General features: G+C 66.3%; 22 protein-coding genes and 1 pseudogene. 7 read left to right on the top strand and 16 right to left on the bottom strand.

Annotated features, from left to right (window positions below):
* Positions 1 to 88: 88 nt before the first annotated feature.
* Positions 89 to 667 (top strand): Fe-Mn family superoxide dismutase, encoded by a 579-nt coding sequence (locus AC5P7U_RS14615; RefSeq protein ID WP_197563408.1) that lies wholly within the window; start codon positions 89 to 91, stop codon positions 665 to 667.
* Positions 668 to 780: 113 nt separating this feature from the next.
* Here the strand turns inward: AC5P7U_RS14615 and AC5P7U_RS14610 are convergent, their stop codons facing one another.
* The 3 genes from AC5P7U_RS14610 to purE all read right to left on the bottom strand — a co-directional run bounded on the left by AC5P7U_RS14610 (position 781) and on the right by purE (position 2,883).
* Positions 781 to 1,122 (bottom strand): carboxymuconolactone decarboxylase family protein, encoded by a 342-nt coding sequence (locus AC5P7U_RS14610; protein ID WP_006429504.1) that lies wholly within the window; start codon positions 1,120 to 1,122, stop codon positions 781 to 783.
* Positions 1,123 to 1,234: 112 nt separating this feature from the next.
* Positions 1,235 to 2,383: a 5-(carboxyamino)imidazole ribonucleotide synthase gene (locus AC5P7U_RS14605; protein ID WP_197565088.1), complete on the bottom strand. Its 1,149-nt coding sequence runs from the start codon at positions 2,381 to 2,383 to the stop codon at positions 1,235 to 1,237.
* Positions 2,380 to 2,883: a 5-(carboxyamino)imidazole ribonucleotide mutase gene (purE, locus tag AC5P7U_RS14600; protein ID WP_005412808.1), complete on the bottom strand. Its 504-nt coding sequence runs from the start codon at positions 2,881 to 2,883 to the stop codon at positions 2,380 to 2,382. Before purE ends, AC5P7U_RS14605 begins: the two co-directional genes overlap by 4 nt.
* Positions 2,884 to 2,941: 58 nt before the next feature.
* On the opposite strand from purE, the gene AC5P7U_RS14595 reads away from it, so the two are divergent.
* From AC5P7U_RS14595 to AC5P7U_RS14580, 4 genes are all read left to right on the top strand, one after another.
* Positions 2,942 to 3,211 carry a Trm112 family protein gene (locus tag AC5P7U_RS14595; RefSeq protein ID WP_005408847.1) on the top strand — a complete coding sequence of 90 codons (270 nt, stop codon included), beginning with the start codon at positions 2,942 to 2,944 and terminating at the stop codon, positions 3,209 to 3,211.
* The gene (gene nadC, locus AC5P7U_RS14590; RefSeq protein ID WP_197565087.1) at positions 3,208 to 4,059 is read left to right on the top strand and encodes a carboxylating nicotinate-nucleotide diphosphorylase; all 852 of its coding nucleotides are present in this window, start codon (positions 3,208 to 3,210) and stop codon (positions 4,057 to 4,059) included. The genes AC5P7U_RS14595 and nadC overlap by 4 nt, the downstream gene beginning before the upstream one ends.
* Positions 4,060 to 4,163: 104 nt before the next feature.
* The gene (locus tag AC5P7U_RS14585; RefSeq protein ID WP_197565086.1) at positions 4,164 to 5,165 is read left to right on the top strand and encodes a DUF2272 domain-containing protein; all 1,002 of its coding nucleotides are present in this window, start codon (positions 4,164 to 4,166) and stop codon (positions 5,163 to 5,165) included.
* A 67-nt stretch (positions 5,166 to 5,232) separates the two neighbouring features.
* Positions 5,233 to 5,583, top strand: a complete 351-nt coding sequence (locus AC5P7U_RS14580; protein ID WP_049436544.1) for a DUF3301 domain-containing protein — start codon at positions 5,233 to 5,235, stop codon at positions 5,581 to 5,583.
* A gap of 87 nt (positions 5,584 to 5,670) precedes the next feature.
* Here AC5P7U_RS14580 and AC5P7U_RS14575 read toward each other — a convergent pair whose 3' ends face one another.
* From AC5P7U_RS14575 to AC5P7U_RS14545, 7 genes are all read right to left on the bottom strand, one after another.
* Positions 5,671 to 6,123, bottom strand: a complete 453-nt coding sequence (locus AC5P7U_RS14575) for a ClpXP protease specificity-enhancing factor (protein ID WP_053511667.1) — start codon at positions 6,121 to 6,123, stop codon at positions 5,671 to 5,673.
* 84 nt (positions 6,124 to 6,207) lie between these two features.
* Positions 6,208 to 6,843, bottom strand: coding sequence for a glutathione S-transferase N-terminal domain-containing protein (locus tag AC5P7U_RS14570; RefSeq protein ID WP_005415948.1), 636 nt, complete (start codon positions 6,841 to 6,843; stop codon positions 6,208 to 6,210).
* Positions 6,844 to 6,977: 134 nt separating this feature from the next.
* Positions 6,978 to 7,727 carry a cytochrome c1 gene (locus tag AC5P7U_RS14565; RefSeq protein ID WP_197564751.1) on the bottom strand — a complete coding sequence of 250 codons (750 nt, stop codon included), beginning with the start codon at positions 7,725 to 7,727 and terminating at the stop codon, positions 6,978 to 6,980.
* A complete protein-coding gene (locus tag AC5P7U_RS14560) occupies positions 7,720 to 8,979 on the bottom strand; it encodes a cytochrome b (RefSeq protein ID WP_006429450.1) in 1,260 nt (419 codons plus the stop codon). Before AC5P7U_RS14560 ends, AC5P7U_RS14565 begins: the two co-directional genes overlap by 8 nt.
* Entirely contained in the window at positions 8,979 to 9,599 is a 621-nt protein-coding gene (gene petA / locus AC5P7U_RS14555) for a ubiquinol-cytochrome c reductase iron-sulfur subunit (protein WP_004151998.1), read from the bottom strand. The genes AC5P7U_RS14560 and petA overlap by 1 nt, the downstream gene beginning before the upstream one ends.
* Positions 9,600 to 9,791: 192 nt before the next feature.
* A complete protein-coding gene (locus tag AC5P7U_RS14550; protein WP_006429448.1) occupies positions 9,792 to 10,715 on the bottom strand; it encodes a lytic transglycosylase domain-containing protein in 924 nt (307 codons plus the stop codon).
* Between the two features lie 46 nt (positions 10,716 to 10,761).
* Entirely contained in the window at positions 10,762 to 11,730 is a 969-nt protein-coding gene (locus tag AC5P7U_RS14545; protein WP_053511664.1) for a helix-turn-helix transcriptional regulator, read from the bottom strand.
* 80 nt (positions 11,731 to 11,810) lie between these two features.
* Here AC5P7U_RS14545 and AC5P7U_RS14540 point away from each other — a divergent pair, with 80 nt between their 5' ends.
* Positions 11,811 to 12,431 (top strand): glutathione S-transferase family protein, encoded by a 621-nt coding sequence (locus AC5P7U_RS14540; RefSeq protein WP_197564750.1) that lies wholly within the window; start codon positions 11,811 to 11,813, stop codon positions 12,429 to 12,431.
* Between the two features lie 106 nt (positions 12,432 to 12,537).
* Positions 12,538 to 13,953, top strand: coding sequence for a tRNA (N6-isopentenyl adenosine(37)-C2)-methylthiotransferase MiaB (gene miaB / locus AC5P7U_RS14535; protein WP_197564749.1), 1,416 nt, complete (start codon positions 12,538 to 12,540; stop codon positions 13,951 to 13,953).
* Positions 13,954 to 14,026: 73 nt separating this feature from the next.
* Here the strand turns inward: miaB and AC5P7U_RS14530 are convergent, their stop codons facing one another.
* From AC5P7U_RS14530 to AC5P7U_RS14505, 6 genes and pseudogenes are all read right to left on the bottom strand, one after another.
* On the bottom strand, positions 14,027 to 15,139 hold the full coding sequence (locus AC5P7U_RS14530) for an ABC transporter permease (RefSeq protein ID WP_495221230.1): 1,113 nt from the start codon (positions 15,137 to 15,139) through the stop codon (positions 14,027 to 14,029).
* Positions 15,136 to 16,059: an ABC transporter ATP-binding protein gene (locus AC5P7U_RS14525; protein ID WP_006429369.1), complete on the bottom strand. Its 924-nt coding sequence runs from the start codon at positions 16,057 to 16,059 to the stop codon at positions 15,136 to 15,138. Before AC5P7U_RS14525 ends, AC5P7U_RS14530 begins: the two co-directional genes overlap by 4 nt.
* A gap of 20 nt (positions 16,060 to 16,079) precedes the next feature.
* Positions 16,080 to 17,036 carry an HlyD family secretion protein gene (locus tag AC5P7U_RS14520; RefSeq protein ID WP_197564748.1) on the bottom strand — a complete coding sequence of 319 codons (957 nt, stop codon included), beginning with the start codon at positions 17,034 to 17,036 and terminating at the stop codon, positions 16,080 to 16,082.
* A gap of 368 nt (positions 17,037 to 17,404) precedes the next feature.
* Complete coding sequence (locus AC5P7U_RS14515) at positions 17,405 to 18,772, bottom strand: hypothetical protein (protein WP_197564747.1); 1,368 nt, start codon at positions 18,770 to 18,772, stop codon at positions 17,405 to 17,407.
* A gap of 275 nt (positions 18,773 to 19,047) precedes the next feature.
* Entirely contained in the window at positions 19,048 to 20,484 is a 1,437-nt protein-coding gene (locus tag AC5P7U_RS14510) for a hypothetical protein (protein ID WP_197564746.1), read from the bottom strand.
* Positions 20,485 to 20,600: 116 nt separating this feature from the next.
* Positions 20,601 to 21,332: pseudogene (locus tag AC5P7U_RS14505) on the bottom strand (phospholipase D-like domain-containing protein); the annotation flags it as partial.

Raw genomic sequence — 21,332 nt, 5'->3', positions numbered from 1 at the left:
CGCGGTGGTCGGCTAGACTGCCCACGGTAGCCGCCATTGTAAGCGGATGGAACCGGCTGCCGCCGCCCCTCTGGCCACGAACCTGTCCATGCCCGTCGAATTGCCCACCCTGCCCTACCTTTCCGGCTCCCTGCAGCCGCATCTGTCCGCACAGACCCTGGAACTGCACCACGGCCGCCACCACCGCGCCTATGTCGATGCGGTCAACGCCGGCATCCTGGGCACCGAGTGGGAAGAAGCGTCACTGGAAGAGATCGTCCGCCACGCCCAGGGCAAACTGTTCGATGCCGCCGCCCAGGCCTGGAACCACGGCTTCTACTGGCAGTGCCTGCGCCCTCGCGGTGGCGGTGAGCCGCAGGGCCGGCTGGACGAACTGGTCAAGCGCCAGTTCGGCGACGCGCAGCGCCTGCGCGAGGAATTCAACCGCACCGCGCTGGGCCTGTTCGGCTCCGGCTGGGTCTGGCTGGTGCAGCACCCGGGCGGGCAGCTGGGCATCCAGGCCACCCGCAATGCCGGCACCCCGCTGACCGGCGACAGCACCCCGCTGCTGTGCTGCGACGTCTGGGAACACGCGTACTACACCGACTACCAGAGCGACCGTTCGCGTTACCTGGATGCGTTCTGGCAGATGGTCAACTGGGAATTCGCCGAGAGCCAGCTGCGCTGAGGCGGCTGTTCGACCGGGGGTAGTGCCGGCCGCTGGCCGGCAACCCACCGGGCGCTCAAGGATGCCTGGGCTGCCGGCCAGCGGCCGGCACTACCGGGAAACCGAGCGTGGCACTACGCGCTCTCGTGCGCAGCCACCGCGTCCATCACCCGTGCCGAATACACCAGCGCGGCGCCGGCATTGAGCGACACGGCCACGCCCAACGCTTCGGCGATCTCCTCGCGGTTGGCGCCGTGCTTCAGCGCAGCGTCCACGTGCACGGTGATGCACCCGTCGCAGCGGGTGGTGACCGCCACTGCCAGTGCGATCAGCTCACGGGTCTTGGCATCAAGGTGGTTGGTCTGGGCGCCCGCGTTGGACAGGGTGGCGTACCCCTTCACCGTATCCGGCGAGAGCTTGCCGATCTCGCCGATGCGGCCCTTCAGTTCCTTGCGGTAGGCATTCCAGTCAAGCATGGTCGTGACTCCTGGGAAAGGAGTTCCACGCTATCACCGGGAACGTTGCGCCGATGCCTGCACCGGCGCGCCACATCGTTGCATTGCCGGCCAGCGGCCGGCACTACCGGGCTCAGCGCTTGCGCAATGCGTGCACGGCCGGCGCCACCTGGGCCTGACGACCCAGCTCCAAGCCGACCTGGTCCAGCGCATCGGCCAGTGCCGCAGCATCATCATCGCGCAGCGTGGCATGACCGACCTTGCGGCCCTCGCGTGGCTCCTTGCCGTAGTCGTGCCAATGGCCGCTGGCCTGGCCCAGTACCGGCGCCGGGTCCGGCATCGTGCCCAGCCAGTTCAGCATGCAGGCATGCCCAAGCATGCGGGTGCTGCCCAGCGGCAGGCCCAGCACGGCGCGCAGATGGTTCTCGAACTGCGAGGTCTCGCTGCCTTCGATGGTCCAGTGGCCGGAGTTGTGCACTCGCGGCGCCATCTCGTTTGCCAGCAGCTCGCCGTCGCGGCAGAACAGCTCCAGCGCGAACACGCCCACGTACTGCAGGTGCTCTGCAACGCGGCGGGCATAGCCGATCGCGGCCTGCTGCTCGGCGTCGGACAGCACGGCCGGCGCCACGCTGGCGGACAGCACGCCGTCGACATGCCAGTTGCCGGTAACCGGCCACGCCTCGAAGCTGCCATCGCGGCCACGCACGGCGACCACGCTGACCTCGCGCTGGAAGGCCACGAAGCCCTCCAGGATCAGGCCCGTGTGCTCGACCTGCGCACCCAGCGCATCCCACGCAGCGTCGATGTCGGCCTCGCTGCGCAGGCGGAACTGGCCCTTTCCGTCATAGCCGAGGCGGCGGGTCTTGAGAATGCACGGCAGGCCGAACGCGGCCACCTTCTCAGCCAGCTCGTCGCGGCTGCGGATGTCGGCGAAGGCCGGCAGCGGGATGCCCAGCTGCTGGAACAGGGTCTTTTCGCTCAGCCGGTCCTGGGCCACGGCCAGCGCGGCCGGCGGCGGGTAGACCGGCACGCGGTCGGCCAGGAACTGCGCGCTGTCGGCGGGCACGTTCTCGAAATCGAAGGTGACCACATCCACCTTCGACGCGAAGTCCGCCAGCGCCTGGCGGTCATCGAAGGCGCCGACCGTCAGGGGCGCCAGCGGGCCACTGCAGGCGTCGGCCGCCGGATCGTACAGTTCGAAGCGCAGTCCCAGCGGCGCACCGGCCAGGACCATCATGCGGGCGAGCTGGCCGCCGCCCAGGATGCCGACGGTCAGGCTCATTGGCGCGGGTCGTCGTGGGCCATCACGTCTTCGGTCTGGCGCGCACGGAAGGCGTCGAGCGCCTGGCCGATCGCCGGCTGGTCGCTGGCCAGCATCGCTGCAGCGAACAGCGCGGCATTGGAGGCGCCGGCATTGCCGATGGCGAAGGTGGCGACCGGGATGCCGGCCGGCATCTGCACGATCGACAGCAGCGAATCCATGCCGTTGAGGGCCTTGGACTGCACCGGCACGCCCAGCACCGGCACGGCGGTCTTGGCGGCGATCATGCCCGGCAGGTGCGCGGCCCCGCCGGCACCGGCGATGATCGCGCGCAGGCCACGCGGGCCCGCCTGCTCGGCGTAACTGAACAACACATCCGGCGTCCGATGCGCGGACACCACCTTCACTTCGAACGGAACACCCAGGGCTTCAAGCTTCTGGGCGGCGTGCTGCATGGTTTCCCAGTCGGAACGGGAACCCATGACGATGCCGACAAGCGGCGCGATCGGGTTGGGGGTCATTGGCCGTCACCTGCCTTAAAGACGTATTCTAGCCGTCTTCCACGCAAGACGAAGAACCATGGATCGCAAGCTGCTCGACCTGCTGGTGTCGCCCGACACCCGCCAGCCCCTGTCCCTGCTGGATGGCAAGGGCCTGGAAGCCCTCAACAAGGCCATTTCCGCCGGCGCGGTGAACAAGGCCGATGGCAACCCGCTGGCGCAGCCGCTGCGCGAAGCGCTGGTCACCCGCGACCGCAAGCAGGTGTTCCGCGTCGACGACGGCATCCCGGTGCTGCTGGCCGAGGAAGCCATCCCGACCGCCCAGATCGCCGACTTCCCGGCCGCATGAGCGCGCTGCCGACGCCGGATGCGGCCGTTGTCGCCGCCGATGTCGCGCGTGCGCTGGCCGAGGACCTGGGCAGCGGTGACGTCACCGCCGCCCTGCTGCCCGACCAGGCCGACAGTGCCTACCTGCTGTGCAAGCAGGATGGGGTGATTGCCGGCCGGCCCTGGTTCGACGCCACCCACCGTGCGCTCGACCCGGACGTGCGCATCGAATGGCAGGTTTCCGAAGGCGACGCGGTCACCGCAGGCACCGTGCTGGCCCTGCTGTACGGGCGCAGCCGCAGCCTGGTCAGCGCCGAGCGCACCTCGCTGAACTTCCTGCAGACGCTGTCCGGCACCGCCACCACAACCGCCCGCTATGTGGCCGCCGTGGCCGGTACCGGCACGCGCATCCTCGACACCCGCAAGACCCTGCCCGGCCTGCGCCTGGCGCAGAAGTACGCCGTGCGCTGCGGCGGCGGCGACAACCACCGCTTCGGCCTGTACGACACGGTGATGCTGAAGGAAAACCACATCCGCGCCGCCGGTTCGCTGGCCGCCGCGGTCGCCGGCGCGCGCCGGCAGTGGCCTGCGCTGCCGCTTGTGGTCGAGGTGGAGGATCTGGCGCAGCTGCGCCAGGCCCTGGAGGCGGGGTGCGAACGCATCCTGCTGGATGACTTCAGCCCCGACCTGCGCCGCGAGGCCGTGCGCATCACCGCCGGCCGTATCCCGCTGGAAGTCTCCGGCAGCGTCGGCCTGGGTGGCCTGCGCTCGATCGCGGAGGATGGCGTGGACTGCATTTCCATCGGCGGCCTGACCAAGCACGTGCAGGCCATCGATCTGTCGTTGAAGCTGGGCCCGCCGCCGGGTTGAGGTGGCGGTCGCATGGTGCCGGCCAGCGGCCGGCACTACCACTCTCACACCCTGCGTTCACGACGGCACTGCGACGCTGCGGCCATCCCCCACAGGAGCCGCGCATGCGCCGGATGCTCTTGCCTGCCTGCCTTCTGCTCGCGGCCGCCCCCTTTTCCGCAGCGGCTGCGGAGGCCTGTGACGTACCGCCCCGCTACGGCCTGAGCCCGTTGGCAGTGGCCATCCGCAATACCGCCTGCAATGAACACCGGCTGTGGTTCCGGCCTTTCATCGATCGCGATGGTCGCGCTGCAAGCCTCAGCGTCACCGAGGCCGAGAGCGAGCATCTTGCCGACAACGGCCTGATCGCCTGGCAGCGCGTAGCCGGCTATTGGCGCGACAGTGGCACGCTCAACGCGATGGGCAGCATCGCCGGCGCCAGCAGCTGCCTGGCGCCACTGGGCACGCGCTACACCGACAGCGACTGCCGCGCGTTCCTGGTCGACAACCCCTGGTCTGCCGCCTTCATTTCCTGGGTGATGGTGCGTGCCGGCGTGCCCGGCTTCAACACCTCGCCGCGCCACATCGACTACATCCGTGCCGCCTACCAGGGCGGCCCTTCCGGCGTGCCCTATCGGCTGGTCGATCCCGCGACCGCAAAGCCCGCGCCGGGCGATCTGCTGTGCTTCCTGCGCGACCGCAGCACCACGCTGAGCTACAGCGGGCTGGTACAGGCGCTCGGCAACGGTTCGGTCGGCCACTGGAAATCACATTGCGAAGTGGTGGTGGCGGCCAACCTCGGCGGCGATCAGACCCTGTATCTGGTGGGGGGCAACGTGATGAATACCGTGGCGATGCGGCTGCTGCCGCTGGACCGCACCGGGCTGATCCAGCTGCCGCCGGCACGCGAACGCAGCAGCACCGGCATCGACCCCAGCTGCACACCGGGCCGCGAAGACGAATGCAGTTTCAACCGCCAGGACTGGGCCGCGCTGCTGCAGCTGACCGCCACCTCGCCGTTGTTGATGCCCTCGCCCACTGCGACGCCGATGCAGACCGCGCCGCCGCCGCAACCGGCCATCGTGCCCGCGCAGCCAGTGTCCAGCGAACCGCAACCGCGGCGGTGACTGCAACGCTTGATCCAGCGCGCGTTCGCCGCCATCTTTGCCGGATCGACCTCTGACCGCTGACGCCATGCCCACCCTGCTGCTGTTGCTGATTGCCGGCGGAATCATCTATTTCTTCTGGAACGCCGCCCGTTCGGCCGCCGAGCGCGCGGTCGAGCTGGGCCGCAATGCCTGCCGCGCCGCCGACGTGCAATGGCTGGACCAGGCGGTGCACGCCACCGGCCTGCGATTGTCGCGTGGCGAGGATGGCCGGCTCGGTTTCGAGCGCACCTTCAAGTTCGAGTATTCCTATGACGGCATCGATCGCCACGTGGGCCGCATGGTGCTGCGCGGCGACCAGCTGATCTCGTTCACCGGCCCCGGCGCGGCGCGGATCAGCCAGATCCGGCCGGATGTGGACGACGCCGAGGATGTGTAAGGTTTGAAGGCGTGCCGACCAACGGTCGGCACCCACCTCTGAACCGGCAAACGAAAAACGCCGCCCATCGGGGCGGCGTCGGAAAGATTACTTGACCACGCGCAGGTTCGGGCGCCCCTTGGGCGGCGGGCTGGCCGGCGGCGTATCGTCCGGCGGCGCACCTTCGTCATGCAGCAGTTCATCGCTGGTCGGCGCAGTCTCGTTGCCCGGGATGTCGTCCGGCAGCGCCATGCCCTGCCCGGTCTCGCGGGCGTAGACCGCCAGCACGGCGCTGATCGGCACCTGCACCGGATAGCTGGTGCCGGAGAAGCGCGCCGAGAAGCTCACCATCTCGTTGTCGATCATCAACCGCACGACGGCACGTTCTGCGATGTTGAGCACCACCCGGCCATCCTTGACCGCCGAAGGCGGGACCTGCACGCCGGGGACGCCGGCGTCGACCAGGATGTGCGGGGTCAGCTGGTTGTCGTTGATCCATTCCACCAGCGCCCGCAGCAGGTACGGGCGGTGGCTGGTCATGTGGAAGAAGTCTTCGGTCATGCGTGAAGTGTACGCGCCCGGCGCCCCGCCGGGGCGGATCGCCTGCACACCGGTCGGCGTGCAGACGGGTAAGGCATGGCCGGATCAGACCGGCAGATCGCGCAGCTTCTTTTCCTGCTCGGTCAGGCTGCGGACGAAACCCGGGTGGCGGAAGATGCGGTTGCCGTAGTCCTCGATCGCCTTGCCGTCCTTGGGCAGCGGCACATCCAGTGACTGCAGGCGCCAGATGATCGGTGCCATCGCGCAGTCGGCCAGGCTCATTTCCGGATTGAGGAAGAACTTGCTGGCCTTGAACAGCGGCAACGACGCAGTCAGCAGTTCCTTCAGGCGCTTGCGACCGGCCTCGGCCTGGGTCTTGTTGCCCAGCTGGATGGCCTGCACCTGTGGCACCCAGTCGTGCTCGATGCGCAGCATGGCCAGGCGGATGCGTGCGCGCGAGAGCGGATCGACCGGCATCAGCGGCGGATGCGGGTAGCGCTCGTCCAGGTATTCGCTGACCACCGACGCGGCGTACAGCACCAGTTCGCGCTCGACCAGGGTTGGCACCGAGTGGTACGGATTGAGGTCGATCAGGTCTTCAGGCGGGTTCTGCGGATCGACCGGAACGAAGTCGAAGGTGACCCCCTTGGCCGCCAGGACCAGGCGTACACGGTGGCACAGCACATCGTCGTTCGAGGAAAACAGCGTCAGTGTATTGCGCATGCGTACGCTCGCCGCCATCAAAGGCTCTCCTACGACAGGAGACCGCCTGCCGCATCGGCGCCGCCAGCACCGTGCCAGCGGTCGACTCCTCCCCGAGTGTGCAACCGACCATCACAAAAGCCAATAGGCCCGTGCGATGGCCGGCCGCAGAATCAGTGGACGTCCTTCCAGTATTCCTTCTTCAGCAGGTACAGCAGGAAGGTCAACAGGGCCAGGAACAGGATCACCCACACGCCCAGCTGCTGGCGCTTGAGCGCGGCCGGCTCGCCGGCATATTCGAGGAAGTTGGTGATGTCCCGCACCGCCTGGTCGTACTGGCCGGCATCGACCGAACCCGGCGTTTCGAGCTTGAGCCCGGTCACCGGCGGGTCCATGCCCGGCGCTTCGGGCTTGCCGTGCACGGCGTGCTGCAGGCCCTGCATCTCCCACAGCGGGTTGGGCATGGACGCGTTGGCAAACAGCGCATTGTTCCAGCCCAGTGGCCGGCTGCTGTCCAGGTAGAACGACTTGAGGTAGGTGTAGACCCAGTCGCTGCCCCGCACCCGCGAGATCAGGCTGAGGTCCGGCGGCATCTTGCCGAACCATTTCTCGGCATTCTCCTTGGGCATCGCCACCGGAATCGGGTCGCCGATCGCCGAGCCGGTGAAGTTGAGGTTGTTCATCACCTCTTCCTCGGTCAGGCCCAGGTCCTGCGCCATCCGCGAATAGCGCAGGTACTTCAGCGCGTGGCAGCCGGAGCAGTAGTTCATGTACAGCTGCGCGCCGCGCTGCAGCGATGCGCGGTCACCGAGGTCGTTGCCGGCCTGCAGCAGCTTGGTGCCGCCCTCGGCGGCGGCGGCCAGGAAACTGCCCAGCATCAGGGTGGCCGCCAGGGCCAGCCGGACCATCCAGCGCTCAGTCATGCGTGGTCACCCTCTCCGGTACCGGCTTGGTCTTGTCCAACCTTGTCCATAGCGGCATGGTGATGAAGAACGCGAAGTACAGGAAGGTCAGCACCCGCCCGATGTAGGTCTCGTGCACGTCGGTGCCGGGGCCGGAACCGATCACGCCCAGCCACACGAAGCACACCGCCAGCACGCCCAGCATCACCTTCGAGATCCAGCCGCGGTAGCGCACCGACTTCACCCGCGCCTTGTCCAGCCACGGCACCAGGAACAGGATCGCGATGGCCGAGAACATCACCAGCACGCCGCCCAGCTTGTTCGGCACCACGCGCAACATCGCGTAGTACGGCGTGTAGTACCAGACCGGCTTGATGTGTTCCGGGGTGACCAGGCGGTTGGCCTCGGTGAAGTTGTCGTGTTCCAGGAACAGGCCGCCGAAACCAGGCGCGAAGAAGATGATGAAGGCCGCGATGATCAGCAGGAAGCCGGCGCCGACACCATCCTTGAGCGTGTAGTACGGGTGGAACGGAATGCCGTCGGCCGGGGCGTTCGGCGACCAGCGGTTGCCCTTCGGACCCTTCTTGATCTCCACGCCATCCGGGTTGTTCGAACCCACTTCGTGCAGCGCGCCCAGATGCAGCACCACCAGCAGCAGCAGCACCAGCGGCAGGGCGATGACGTGCAGCGCGAAGAAGCGGTTGAGCGTGGCGTCGCTGGGCAGGTAGTCGCCCATGATCCATTCGGTCAGGCCGTTGCCGATCACCGGTATCGCGCCGAACAGCGAGATGATCACCTTGGCGCCCCAGAACGACATCTGGCCCCACGGCAGCACGTAGCCCATGAAGGCTTCGGCCATCAGCACCAGGTAGATCAGCATGCCGAGGATCCACACCAGTTCGCGCGGTTTCTGGTAACTGCCGTACAGCAGCCCGCGGAACATGTGCAGGTAGACCACGATGAAGAACAGCGAGGCCCCGGTGGAGTGCATGTAGCGGATCAGCCAGCCCCACTCCACGTCCCGCATGATGTATTCGATGGAACCGAACGCCTCGGCGGCGTTGGTCTTGTAGTGCATCGTCAGGAAGATGCCGGTGACGATCTGGTTGACCAGCACCAGCAGCGCCAGCGAACCGAAGTAGTACCAGATGTTGAAGTTCTTCGGCGCGTAGTACTCGCTGACGTGCTTGCGGTACACCGGCATCAGGCCCGGCGCGCGGGCATTGACCCAGTCGGCGACGCCGCTGGCGGTACGGCTGAGGATATTGGCCATCAGGCAGCCCCCTGCGGATCGACACCGATGATGATGGTGTTGTCGTCCTGGTAGTGGTGCGCGGGCACCTTCAGGTTGATGGGCGCCGGCACGTCCTTGAAGACGCGGCCGGACATGTCGAAGCGCGACTTGTGGCAGGGGCAGAAATACCCCCCCTTCCACTGCGGGTCGTAGGGCTCGGGCCGGATCTCGGCGACCATTTCAGGCGAGCAGCCCAGGTGCGTGCACAGGCCGACCAGCACGGAGATGTCCGGCTTGATCGAGCGCAGCTCGGGATTCTGCTTCAGCACGTAGTCCGGCTGCTGGTCCTTCTCGCCGGACTCGGGGTCCTTGAGGCGGCCATCCAGTCCGTGCAGCGCATCCAGGATCGCCTTGGACCGCTTGACGATCCAGATCGGCTGGCCGCGCCATTCCACGATCAGGCGTTGGCCTTCCTGCAGGGCGCTGATGTCGGCCACCACCGGTGCGCCGGCAAGCTTGGCGCGGGCACTGGGGTTCCAGGACTTGATGAAAGGAACTGCGGTGAATCCGACGCCGACGGCGCCCACCACGGCTGTGGTGGCAGAAAGAAAACGCCGACGTCCGGTGTTGACTGGATCGTGTACCCCATCGTTGGCCATCCGGCACTCCGATATTGATTAGGTAGCTTTAAGGCTGCCAGCGGATCCGGTGGGGGCCAGAGCCGCATTGAATCTTGGACGAGTGTAGCGGAACCGTCGCGCGCCACACAACGCACTGCAACAATCTTTTGAAGGCGTGCCGACTGACAGTCGGCACCTACCGTTTAGAGCGTGCAGACCAACGGTCGGCGCCTACTGGTGGCTCAGGGCACTGCGGTAGCGGTCCGCCAGCTGGCCGACCCGGCGCACGTAGTACTGGGTCTCGCTGTACGGCGGCACGCCACCATGACGGTCGACCGCGCCCTCGCCCGCGTTGTAGCCGGCTGCCGCGAGAGTCAGGTCACCGTTGAAGCGCTTCAACAGCCACGCAAGGTACTGCACGCCGCCGCGGATGTTCTGCCCGGCGTCGTAGGAGTCACTGACGCCGAAGCGGGCGGCAGTCGGTGGCATCAACTGCATCAGGCCCTGCGCACCGGCTCGGCTGAGCGCGGTCGGGTTGTAGGCCGATTCGGCATGGATGATCGCGCGTACCACCGCCTCCTCGACACCGAACTCGCGCGCTGCCGAGGTGATTTCGCCCTGGAACGCCGTGGTGTTCAGGCGCACCGTGCCGAAGTCCACGCGCGGATTGACCCCACAGGCGTAGCAGCGCTCCATGAAGCTGTAGCGGATGGTCCGCACCGGCCCCAGGTTGGCCACCTGGGTCGGCCGCGCACTGGTGTAATGGCGCACGCCGTCCTTCATGAAGGAATAGACCTGGCCGCTGACCATGCGCCCACCGCGCGAGGCGGTTGCGGCCGTGGGCACGGAGGCAGGTGCGGGTGCGGGTGCAGCCACTGCGGGCGTCGCAGCGCTGGCCGCCACGGCCACCGGATTGCGCTCGATGCTGGCCACGGTGGTGGCTGGCGCGGGTTTCGGTGCGGCCACCACCGGGCGCGACACCGGGCGGGTATCGCGGCTGTAGCTGATGGCGCTGCAGCGGGCCCCGGCCACGCGCTTGCTGACGTAACTGGTGACGCCATCGGCGCCCTGGCACTTGTACAGGGTACCGGCGCTGGCCGGCGCAGCGGTCAGCGCAGCGATGATGATCGCCGTTGTCCCCAGTATCCCCTTCATGGCGGCGAGTGTCCCAGCTTCGCCGGGGCTTGCCAAGCGACGTGGCTCAGGCTGTGACCGTCGGCACAGCCAGCAGCTGGCCCAGGCCCGCCAGGCGCTGCGCCAGTTCGTCGCGCAGCTCCGGTGGCGTGGTCCACAGCGCCACGGGCACGCGGTCCAGGCTGAGGATCTGCGCCAGCATCATGCCGCGGCTCTCGGCCCCCATCCGCAGCAGGCAATGATCGGTGCCATCGGCCTCCAGTACCCCGCACCACGGCGGAATCCGGCCTTCCAGCTCGGAATGGCTGCCGGCCAGGCGCAGGATGGCCTGCAGCGCGAACGGCGCCTGGCTGACGGCCTGCCGCACCATCACATCCGGCGGCGCCGGGGTGCGCCGATGCAGGCCCGGCTCGGTACATTCGCGCACCGCGCCCATCCGGTCCACGCGCAGGGTGCGCCAGTCCTGGCGGCCCAGATCCCAGGCCAGCAGGTACCAGCGGCGGCCATAGTTGACCAGATGCTGGGCTTCGACCTCACGCTGGGTGACCGCGTCCTGCGCACTGCGGTATTCGAACGCCAGCCGCGAGGCCTGCCGGCAGTGCTGGGCCAGCCGTCCGAGCAGGCGTGCATCGGTGGCCGGCAGGTCCGACAGCGTGGCGGTGGCGGCATGCACCTCGCCGGCCTGCTGGCGGCGACGGGTTGGCACCAGCGGATCGAGCTTGGACAGCAGGCCGCGCGCGGTGTCGTCGATGCCGGCGACGGTGGCCGAGGCCGCGCGCAGGGCGATGGCCAGGGTGGTTGCTTCCTCTTCGTCCAGCAGCATCGGCAGTACCGGTGCACCGGCTCCCAGCTGGTAGCCGCCGCCGACTCCGGCCGAGGCCTGCACCGGGTAGCCCAGTTCGCGCAGGCGCTCGATGTCACGGCGGATGCTGCGCCGGTCCACGCCCATGCGTTCGGCCAATTCGGCCCCCGACCACTGGCGGCGGGCCTGCAGCAGGGCGATCAGGCGCAGCAGTCGATGGGCGGTATGGCGCATGAAGGATCGAGGACAGAAGTCGTCCGCAATAGTGCCCCAGGATGGCTTCCAGTTCACCACCCACCGCAAGGAGCAATGCCATGACCTCACGCCAGATCACCCTGTACCACGCCACTCGTTCACGCTCGAGCGGCGCCGTGGCCCTGCTCGAAGCGCTGGGCGCCGACTACCGCATGCAGGTGTTGGACCTGAAGGCCGGCGCCAACCTGGCCCCGGCCTACCTGGCCATCAACCCGATGGGCAAGGTGCCGGCCATCGTCCACAACGGTGCGCTGGTGACCGAACAGGTGGCGATCTACCTGTACCTGGCCGACCTGTACCCGGAAGCGGGGCTGGCACCGCCGATCGGTGACGCCCTGCGCGGGCCCTACCTGCGCTGGATGGCCTTCTACGGTGCCTGCTTCGAGCCGGCGATGATCGACAAGGCGATGCACCGCGAGCCGCCGCCGCGCCTCATGTCGCCGTACAACGACGCCGAGACCGTGCTGCAGGTGATCGAGGCCCAGCTGGCGCAGGGACCGTACCTGCTGGGCGAGACGATGAGCGCCGCCGACGTGCTGTGGGGCAATGCGCTGGCCTGGACCAGTGCCTTCGGCCTGGTGCAGCCGGCACCGGCAACGGCCGCCTACATCGAACGGATCAGCGCGATGACGGCGTTCGACCGCTCGCGGCAGATCGACGCGGAGCTGGCGGCGGCGTAATCGCGTCGCCCCCCCGCCGGGGCCGACCAGCCACCGGCGGACGGCGGGAGGGCCGGGATGCGGGTAGAATTGCCCGCTTTCCCGCCACCCGAATGGATTAAGCGCCATGACCGGGACGCCAGACGTCTTTCCGCCCGCCCCCGGCGGTACCCCGCTCGTTGCCCTGCCCGCCGGTCCGCGCAAGCCCGACCAGGTGAAAGGCAAGCTGTACATCAAGACCCACGGTTGCCAGATGAACGAGTACGACTCGGCCAAGATGGCCGACGTGCTTGCCGCCAGCGATGGCCTGGAACTGACCGACACCCCGGATGACGCCGACGTCATCCTGGTCAACACCTGTTCCATCCGCGAGAAGGCGCAGGAAAAGGTGTTCAGCCAGCTGGGCGTGTGGAAGGGCCTGAAGAACAAGGGCCGTGAAGTGATCATCGGCGTGGGCGGCTGCGTCGCCTCGCAGGAAGGCGAGGCGATCATCAAGCGCGCGCCGTTCGTGGACCTGGTGTTCGGCCCGCAGACCCTGCACCGCCTGCCGGAACTGATCCGTGCCCGCCGCGAGCAGAAGCGCCCGCAGGTGGACATCAGCTTCCCCGAGATCGAGAAGTTCGACCGCCTGCCCGAGCCGCGCGCCGAGGGCGCCTCGGCCTTCGTGTCGATCATGGAAGGCTGTTCCAAGTACTGCTCGTTCTGCGTGGTGCCCTACACCCGCGGCACTGAAGTCAGCCGTCCGTTCGAGGACGTGGTGGTGGAAGTGGCCCAGCTGGCCGCGCAGGGCGTGCGCGAGATCAACCTGCTCGGCCAGAACGTCAACGCCTATCGCGGCCCGTATGGCGATGGCGAATTCGCCGACCTCGGCCTGCTGATCCGCACCATCGCCGAGATCGACGGCGTCGGCCGCATCCGCTTCACCACCTCGCACCCGCTGGAGTTCAGCGATTCGCTGATCGACGCGTTCCGCGACGTGCCGCAGCTGGCCAACTTCCTGCACCTGCCGGTGCAGGCCGGCAGTGACCGCGTGCTGTCGGCGATGAAGCGCGGCTACACCGCGCTGGAATTCAAGTCGAAGATCCGCAAGCTGCGCGCGGTGCGCCCGGACATCTCGATCAGCTCGGACTTCATCGTCGGCTTCCCCGGCGAGACCGATGCCGATTTCGAGAAGACCATGAAGCTGATCGAGGACATCGGCTTCGATCACAGCTTCTCCTTCATCTATTCGCGTCGACCGGGAACGCCGGCTGCGGACCTGGAGGACACGATCAGCGATGCGGAGAAGCACGCGCGCCTGTCGCGCCTGCAGGATCGCATCAATGCGCACGCCGCCGGCATCTCCGAGAAGATGGTTGGCACCGTGCAGACCGTGCTGGTGGAAGGCCCGTCGCGCAAGAACCCGAACGAGTTGACCGGCAAGACCGAGAACATGCGTTCGGTGAACTTCCCGGCACCGGCTCGGCTGATCGGCCAGTTCGTGGATGTGGTGATCACCGAAGCGCTGACCAACTCGCTGCGCGCGCGGGTGGTGGCGGAGTAAGGCGTGCCGACCAACGGTCGGCACCTACCGGCATTGATGCCGGCCAGCGGCCGGCACTACCGGATGGCATGCTTCAATCCAGGCGCTTGCGGAAGCGCAGGATCGCCAGCGTCATCATCACCACGATGAAGGCCAGCAGCGCCAGTGCGTCGTGCCACAGCTCCCACAGCGAGGCACCGCGCAGCATGATGCCGCGCACCAGGCGCAGGAAGTGGGTCAGCGGCAGCACTTCGGCCAGCCACTGCACCGGCCGTGGCATGCCGGCAAACGGGAACATGAAGCCGGACAGCAGGATCGACGGCAGGAACAGGAACAACGTCATCTGCATCGCCTGGAACTGCGAGCGCGCGCGCGTGGAGATCAACAGGCCCAGCGCCAGGTTGGCCAGCACCAGCAGCACCGCGGCCAGGTAGATGTCCAGCAGGCTGCCGCGGATCGGTACCTGGAACAGCCAGGTGCCCAGCAGCACCACCAGCGTGGTCTGCAGCAGGCCGATGGCCGCATAGGGCAGCACCTTGCCCACCATCAGTTCGCTGCGCGATACCGGCGTGGCGATCAGCAGCTCCATGTTGCCGCGCTCGCGTTCGCGCACCACCGCCACCGCCGTGAACATCACCAGGGTCATGGTCAGGATCACCCCGATCAAGCCGGGGACGATATTCACCGCAGAGCGCCGCTGCGGGTTGTAGAAGCTGGTCACGCTGACCTGCCCACTGGCGATGCTGCCTTCGCGCAGCGGTCGCGTATTGCTGGTCGGGCGCGTATCCAGCGGCACCTGCGCCAGCTGGATCGCCGCACTCTGCACCACGGTATCGCTGCCATCGACCAGCACCTGCACCGCTTCGCGCCCATCGAAACGACGGCGCTCGAAATCGGCCGGCACCACGATGCCGACGCTGATCTCGCCGCGGCGCAGCGCCTGCATCAGCTGGTCCGGGCTGTAGGCTTCGCTGCGCGGGGTGATCACACCGGTGGCGACCATGTCCTGCACCAGCGCGCGCGAGGCCGCGCTGTTCGCCTGGTCGGCCACACCCGCATCAAGATGGCGCAGGTTGAGGTTGATCGCATAGCCGAACAGCAACAGCTGCATCACCGGAATGCCGACGATCATCGCCAGCGTGATGCGGTCGCGGCGCAGCTGGCGCAGCTCCTTGAGCATGATCGCCCACAGCCGGCGCAGGTTCATGCCGCCGGCTCCCTGCCACGACCTCGGGTAGCGGCGACGAACACGTCTTCCAGGTTCGGCGCCACCGCCTCGATATGCGCCTGTGGATCGGCACCGGCCAAGGCGCGCTGCAGTGCCGCCGTGTCGGCCGCGTCTTCGCTGCACAGCACGCGCAGCTGCGTGCCGATCTGCGCCACGCTCAGCACGCCGGGCAGTTCGGCCAGCGCGCGGCTGGCCTGGCGCGGCTGCGAGGAAGTGACCTGCAGCGTGCGCCCTTGCAACCGCGCACAGAGTTCGGCCGGCGTGCCATCAGCCACCAGCGCGCCGCGATCCAGGATCGCCAGACGGTGGCAGCGCTCGGCCTCGTCCATGTAGTGGGTCGACACCAGCACGGTGGTACCGGCATCGGCCAGTTCGAACAAGGCCTCCCAGAAATCGCGGCGGGATTCCGGGTCGACCGCGCTGGTCGGCTCGTCCAGGAACAGCAGTTCGGGCGAATGCACCACGGCGCCGGCCAGGGCCAGGCGCTGCTTCTGCCCACCGCTGAGCGTGCCGGCCAACTGTGGCTGCCGGTCCTGCAGCCGATACTGCTGCAGCAGCGCATCGACACGCTGCCGGGCCTGCGCGCGCGGCAGGTCCTGGATCGCGGCAAGGAACTCCAGGTTCTCGCGCACCGACAGGTCTTCGTACAGCGAAAAGCGCTGGGTCATGTAGCCGATGCGGCGGCGCAGCGCCTCGGCCTGTTCCGGCACCGACAGGCCCAGCACCTCGATCTGCCCCGCGCTCGGCTCCAGCAGGCCGCACAGCATGCGGATCGTGGTCGACTTGCCCGAGCCGTTCGGGCCGAGGAAGCCGTAGACCTGGCCGCGAGGCACGGTCAGGTCGACATTGTCCACGGCCAGCAGATCGCCGAAGCGCCGGGTCAGGCCCTGCGCATGCACGGCAATGTCGTCGCCGGTGTTCAGAAGCTCACCCGCACCGGCAATCCGGCCGGCAGTTTCTGCATGTCGGTCGCCTCGTCCACTTCGATCTCGGCCAGGTAGCTCAGGCGCGCGACGTCATCGCCGGTCAGCGCGTAGTACGGGGTGAACGAGGGTTCGCTGCGGATCGAGCGCACATGCCCCTTCAACGCAGCGGCCTGCCCTTCCAGATGCACCTGCGCGGCCTGCCCGACCTTGACCTGCAACCGTAGTGGCTGCGGCAGGTAGACGCGCGCATAGGGGCGCTCGCCGACCAGCATCACCGCCAGTGGTGCGCCGATCGGCGCCTGGTCGCCCTGCCGATAGGGCAAGGCGTCGACCACGCCATCGCGGGGGGCGCGCAGCTGCAGCTTCTGCAGGTTGACGCCCTGCATCACCTGCTGGGCCTGTGCGGCATCGGCGGCCGCCTGGCCCTGGGCGATGTCCTGCTCGCGGCTGCCATGCACCAGCTCCAGCCAGGCCTGCTCGGCGGCGCGCACGCTGGCCTCGGCATTGCCGGCGGCGGCCCGTGCGCGGTCCAGCTCGGCGGCGGCGATCAGGCGTTGGCGCGCCAGCGGCTGCACCCGCCGGTAGTAGGCACTGGCTTCCACCGACTCCGCCCGTAGCGCGGCCAGCTGTGCCTGGGCCTGCGCGATCTGCTCCTGCCGTGGGCCGATCTTCAGTTCTTCCAGCTGCGCCTGCGCGCGCGCGGTGTCGGCCTGTGCGGCGGCGAACTGGGCATCGCCACGGGCCGGATCCAGCTGCATCAGCACGGTGCCGGCCTTGACCGGCTGGCCTTCGCGCACCTCCACCGCTGCGATCACTTCGGCCGCCGGGGCTGGCACGGTGATCCGGTCCCATTCCAGCGTTCCCAGTGCAGTCGGCGGCGCCTGGCCACAGCCTGCCAACAGGGCGAGGCCCACCAGTCCGAACCCACGCATGCCGTTGCCCATGACCATCCCCTCCAGCGACGGCGCTACGGTGCCATCAGCCCCGTGCACCCGCGATGATGCCGATCCGCCCTGGCGGTTTTTTCACCACACCGTGGAAGGCCTTGTGCCGTCAGGGTCTGGTCCACCTATCCACAGGTTGATTCGGCATCATTCCACAGCCGGTGTGGAAAAGCGCCAGGGGGATGGGCGGATTGCTCGCCTGGCAATGGAACGTGCGCCGGCGGCAGGATGGATCGCGCGGTGGGGTGATCACCAAAACGCTGAGCACCCCGCTGCGCGCCCGTTGTGGCGGCCTGATTGCCCAGATCGGATCCCGCTGGAACGCCGATCCCACCAGCACGGGAAGCCACAGCGGATGTGGAAAAGCTGCGACGTCAGAGCGGAGAGCCTGCGGCCAGAGGCCGGTCACGCCATCCATAGGCATCCTTCAGGAAACCACTGACCTCGTTGTTCTGGTAGACGACAACGCTACGATCACCTTTGCCGCAGTGCACTTCATCGCCAGCTTCCGCGCCTGCTGCAATTTTCCCGCACACCAGCACGCGCTCGGGACGTCCTCGCCGGTCGAAGTGAAACACCCTGTAACCTTTGCCCGACCCTTGGAGCACGCGTGCATCGAATCCGTCTGCAGCGATGGCGTCTTCCGGCATCGGTACGTCAGGATTCACCCCGCCATTGATGACCTGCACCAGGCGTCCAGCCTTATCGTAATCCTCCTGGCGATAGACCGGCCCGGAATCGCTGGCCCAGGCCCGCCGACGCAGTGCGTGGGAATCTGCATCAAGCACTTCGTGAACCCGCATCTTCTCCGCAACGCGATGACTACGGATCCGGGGATAGGTCGACAGTTGCGAGAACCCATTCATTCCCACCTCGGCGGGAATGGTGACGTTGACGAAGTCGTACCGCAGGTCTGCACCCTTCACGCCCAGCCGGGTGACGGCATCCTGATAGAGAGGCTGCGCATCGGCCGGCAACAGATCCCCTTCGATGCTGTTGATCGCGTAAACCCCCAGTTGCTGATCCATCCGGGCCATCGCATAGGTCTCATATCCGTAGACGCTTCGCTCGGACGGCCTTATGTACTCCGCAACGCCGGTCCACCCGGACGTACCCCTGACCGATGCCATGACATTCCGCCCCATCGATGGCGACGGCGGCGTTGATCTGACGGAGGCATACATCCGGCCATCATCGTCGAGCAGATATCGTTGCACCAGTGCGTTGCCTTGATCCATCTGATCACAGGTCAATCCCTCTCCACCTTGACGCAGACTGGCCGGAGTTGGCTGCGCCGACCATGTCGGGCGACTGTGCTTGTCATACTTCATGCAGTTCAATGTCTGGCTGAACAACATGCCATCCGGTCCACGCCCGTGCTTGCGGATCTCGACGAGGCGTTCCTGGTCGTCGTAGAGATAATCACGCGCTTCGGCGAGCACGAAGTCCTTGGATATTGTCCGGAGAAGTCCGGCAGCCGCTGTTCTCGCTGAAGGATCAATCTCGACGGCGGTAGGAGGGGACAAAGGCACTTCGCGGGACACCAAGCCGCCCGTTTCCGAATTCCAGCTACCAGATTTCCGGCTCCGCCACAGCTCCTCGCGGCAGACACGTTCACCGGCCCCGTCTTCCGACTGGACGTACACAATGCTCCCACCCAGCAGGGAGAAGGGAAGCGTGCGCGACGCCGAATTCGAACGACTGAGCCTGATCTGCGGAAGCGAGAGGCGACCATCGGCCATGGGCGATGCTTCTCTCAGCTCCGTTGCATAGTCATCGATCAGAGGGGACGTCAGAACGCTGATGTACTCCATCTTCCAAGGGGAAACCCAGGGATCGTTTGCCACCTTATCCCCACAGGCCCAGGCCGAGGGGCTGAGCACGGCACACGCCAGCATTACGCCCCCTGCCCGCCGCCCCGCCACTGACCACCCCCGCTTCTGCGGAGGTCTCGTACCCATCGACTTCATATGACTGCCTCCTGGCATGCATCCCTGTACGTAAAGCCCATTACTCGTCATTCGCCCGGCAAACCGAGCTTCGTGGTACCAAAGCCATACTTCGTTTCCATCAGCTTCTTCACCGGGCCCATTCCCTCCACGCTCATCTTGCCGTCCGGCGTGCCGCAGCGTGTACCGACCTGCGTCCTGGCGTACTGCAGCTCGGCTTCACGGCTGCGCTTGGGCCGAGGATCGGGCTCCCACCAGGGGAAATGGGCGTAGGGCTTGTTGGTCGAGACTTCGTAGCGCCAGCACACGAACGACAGGGTCTCTCTACCGGCAGCGTCATAGTCGTACACGCGGTAAGAGCTGTAGCCGTTGGTGAGCGGCGTGAGCTTCAAGGCACCCTTCTCGGCGTAGGTGCGCAGGTTCTCGGTGTAGCCGTCATCATCGGAAACCGGGCCGGACAGAATCACCCGCGTGAGCTTGCCATTTGCGTCGTAGTTTTCCTGACGATTCAGGTCCAGCGTGCGCCACTGGCGTTCGCGGGGGTGCTTCGCGCCGGGAGCGAATACTTCGAAAATCCTGCTACCCGAACGGTGCAGATACTCACGCACACGGGTATAGCCTGTGACTCCCTCAAAGTGTCCCTTGGCGACCTCTGGAGGGACGCGTTCACCGGGGAACGTGTACCGCACCTCCTGCGACACGCTTCGACTGCGCTCTGCGAAAACTGAAGTGGCGTCAGATGGAACCAAGGTAGCGGAAGGGCTTTGCGCCCCTATAAGCCCTCGCTTTTCGCTGCCATAGAAGCGAATGCCGACGATTCGTTTCAATTCAGCATCGTCGACATTGACGAAGCCCCCCACCGTCCAGGCACCATCGGTCGCCTCGGTTCCAGGGCCGGTGTCCTCGCGGTAGGGGTCCTCACCCGGCTTACGGGTGGCCTGCTTGACTACATCGGAAGCCCGCAATCCATCCGGCCGATAAGTGAAGTAACGAGTAGTAGTGCGGGAAGGCATATCGCGGAGCTGCGAACACTGGAACTCTGGCCTATCCGAGACTATCAATCCAGAACTCTCATTTGCCACTTCTATGCGACCATTTTCGTCGTAGAGTGCACAGAACGTTGTGACCCTACGCCCTTTCGCGTCAACATTCTGAATCGAAGTCAATCTACCAGCCGAGTCATAATGGAGCTCATAGCTCCTGCTCAGCTCGAAATAGGGATAGACCGGCTTAACCGCAGGATGCAGGCTCTCAGGCGGCACTTGGCCAATCAATTTGGATTCCCGCCTCTTCCACTCTTCAACGCGGCATAGCCGTTGCCCTTGAGCGCTTTCTTCCAAGTAATAGATAGCACCACCATTCGAGTTGAACGGATCATTGTGCAACTCACCGAGTATTGGCTCGACACTAATCCGTACGTAAGGGGCATCTTCGTTCGCGCGACTGAGGCTGGCGCCTACCGCATCCACCTCGCCCGATGGGCTTGGCCTGAACTTGATCACCATCCCACCATTCTTAAACCGGAGGTCCTTCTCATTTGATGAACCGCAGTCTGCAAGCGCGGTTTGCACACCACACAGGGCCCCTAAGGCCACCATCGCCCTCAACAGTAGATGCCCACTCATACCTGCTCTCCGTGCCCCCAAGAACCATGGCGACCCGAGTACGCTAGTTCAGTTGACCGATCCCCCTCAATAGGCACGACTGCAATGATCTCGTTCGGCATCGCTGCAGCCGGATCATCCATGTCACTCCCCCAGAGGAGTGGCATGGTCACCCAGAAACCCTGAATCCCGCGGCGCGTTGCGGTACCTCTCAGAAAATCCGTCGCCTTACGCACATCATGCCGCCCCACTGCATCGGTCACGTAGTCGTTCACAACACTTGGCTCCTTCATGAAATCTGACTGCAGATCTGCCGGCTGCGCGTAGAGCATGCGCTTGACGTGCCCCTTGTCACTCAAACCTGCTGCGGGGAACCCATGAAACACGGAATCGTAGCGCGGGAACGAATCGCGAGGGACATTCGTGAAGACACGCTGATAAGCTTCCGAATTGGCATCCGCAAGTTCCCTGATTCCCGTCCAAGTTCTGGCACTTGCCGGTTTTTCGACCTCCAGGGTTGGAACTATTTCACTGAACCAAGGGTAGTAGTCTTCGGTTGCATTAGAAAAGACGAATTGCCTCCCCCCCTTCTCAGGCTTCGTCTCAAGCGCCTGCCCCAGGAACTTCTTCCAGAGATTCATCCGCAGATCCCGCGCAAACTTCCGGGTTATCACCTGCACGCCATTGCCCAGGTCCATCGACTTGGCCGCACCGTCCACGATCACTGCGGCGATCTCGGTGTCACCTGT

This window comes from Stenotrophomonas sp. YJH_SMC_57 (assembly GCF_059369755.1).
The sequence above is the reverse complement of the archived record's forward strand: the minus strand, read 5'-3'. Positions and strand labels throughout refer to the sequence as shown.

Excerpts from the sequence above, each read along its gene's own strand:
- AC5P7U_RS14615 (WP_197563408.1), top strand. The coding sequence starts at position 89 with ATGCCCGTCGAATTGCCCACCCTGCCCTACCTTTCCGGCTCCCTGCAG.
- AC5P7U_RS14610 (WP_006429504.1), bottom strand. The coding sequence starts at position 1,122 with ATGCTTGACTGGAATGCCTACCGCAAGGAACTGAAGGGCCGCATCGGC.
- AC5P7U_RS14605 (WP_197565088.1), bottom strand. The coding sequence starts at position 2,383 with ATGAGCCTGACCGTCGGCATCCTGGGCGGCGGCCAGCTCGCCCGCATG.
- purE (WP_005412808.1), bottom strand. The coding sequence starts at position 2,883 with ATGACCCCCAACCCGATCGCGCCGCTTGTCGGCATCGTCATGGGTTCC.
- AC5P7U_RS14595 (WP_005408847.1), top strand. The coding sequence starts at position 2,942 with ATGGATCGCAAGCTGCTCGACCTGCTGGTGTCGCCCGACACCCGCCAG.
- nadC (WP_197565087.1), top strand. The coding sequence starts at position 3,208 with ATGAGCGCGCTGCCGACGCCGGATGCGGCCGTTGTCGCCGCCGATGTC.
- AC5P7U_RS14585 (WP_197565086.1), top strand. The coding sequence starts at position 4,164 with ATGCGCCGGATGCTCTTGCCTGCCTGCCTTCTGCTCGCGGCCGCCCCC.
- AC5P7U_RS14580 (WP_049436544.1), top strand. The coding sequence starts at position 5,233 with ATGCCCACCCTGCTGCTGTTGCTGATTGCCGGCGGAATCATCTATTTC.
- AC5P7U_RS14575 (WP_053511667.1), bottom strand. The coding sequence starts at position 6,123 with ATGACCGAAGACTTCTTCCACATGACCAGCCACCGCCCGTACCTGCTG.
- AC5P7U_RS14570 (WP_005415948.1), bottom strand. The coding sequence starts at position 6,843 with ATGGCGGCGAGCGTACGCATGCGCAATACACTGACGCTGTTTTCCTCG.
- AC5P7U_RS14565 (WP_197564751.1), bottom strand. The coding sequence starts at position 7,727 with ATGACTGAGCGCTGGATGGTCCGGCTGGCCCTGGCGGCCACCCTGATG.
- AC5P7U_RS14560 (WP_006429450.1), bottom strand. The coding sequence starts at position 8,979 with ATGGCCAATATCCTCAGCCGTACCGCCAGCGGCGTCGCCGACTGGGTC.
- petA (WP_004151998.1), bottom strand. The coding sequence starts at position 9,599 with ATGGCCAACGATGGGGTACACGATCCAGTCAACACCGGACGTCGGCGT.
- AC5P7U_RS14550 (WP_006429448.1), bottom strand. The coding sequence starts at position 10,715 with ATGAAGGGGATACTGGGGACAACGGCGATCATCATCGCTGCGCTGACC.
- AC5P7U_RS14545 (WP_053511664.1), bottom strand. The coding sequence starts at position 11,730 with ATGCGCCATACCGCCCATCGACTGCTGCGCCTGATCGCCCTGCTGCAG.
- AC5P7U_RS14540 (WP_197564750.1), top strand. The coding sequence starts at position 11,811 with ATGACCTCACGCCAGATCACCCTGTACCACGCCACTCGTTCACGCTCG.
- miaB (WP_197564749.1), top strand. The coding sequence starts at position 12,538 with ATGACCGGGACGCCAGACGTCTTTCCGCCCGCCCCCGGCGGTACCCCG.
- AC5P7U_RS14530 (WP_495221230.1), bottom strand. The coding sequence starts at position 15,139 with ATGAACCTGCGCCGGCTGTGGGCGATCATGCTCAAGGAGCTGCGCCAG.
- AC5P7U_RS14520 (WP_197564748.1), bottom strand. The coding sequence starts at position 17,036 with ATGGTCATGGGCAACGGCATGCGTGGGTTCGGACTGGTGGGCCTCGCC.
- AC5P7U_RS14515 (WP_197564747.1), bottom strand. The coding sequence starts at position 18,772 with ATGGCCGATGGTCGCCTCTCGCTTCCGCAGATCAGGCTCAGTCGTTCG.
- AC5P7U_RS14510 (WP_197564746.1), bottom strand. The coding sequence starts at position 20,484 with ATGGTGATCAAGTTCAGGCCAAGCCCATCGGGCGAGGTGGATGCGGTA.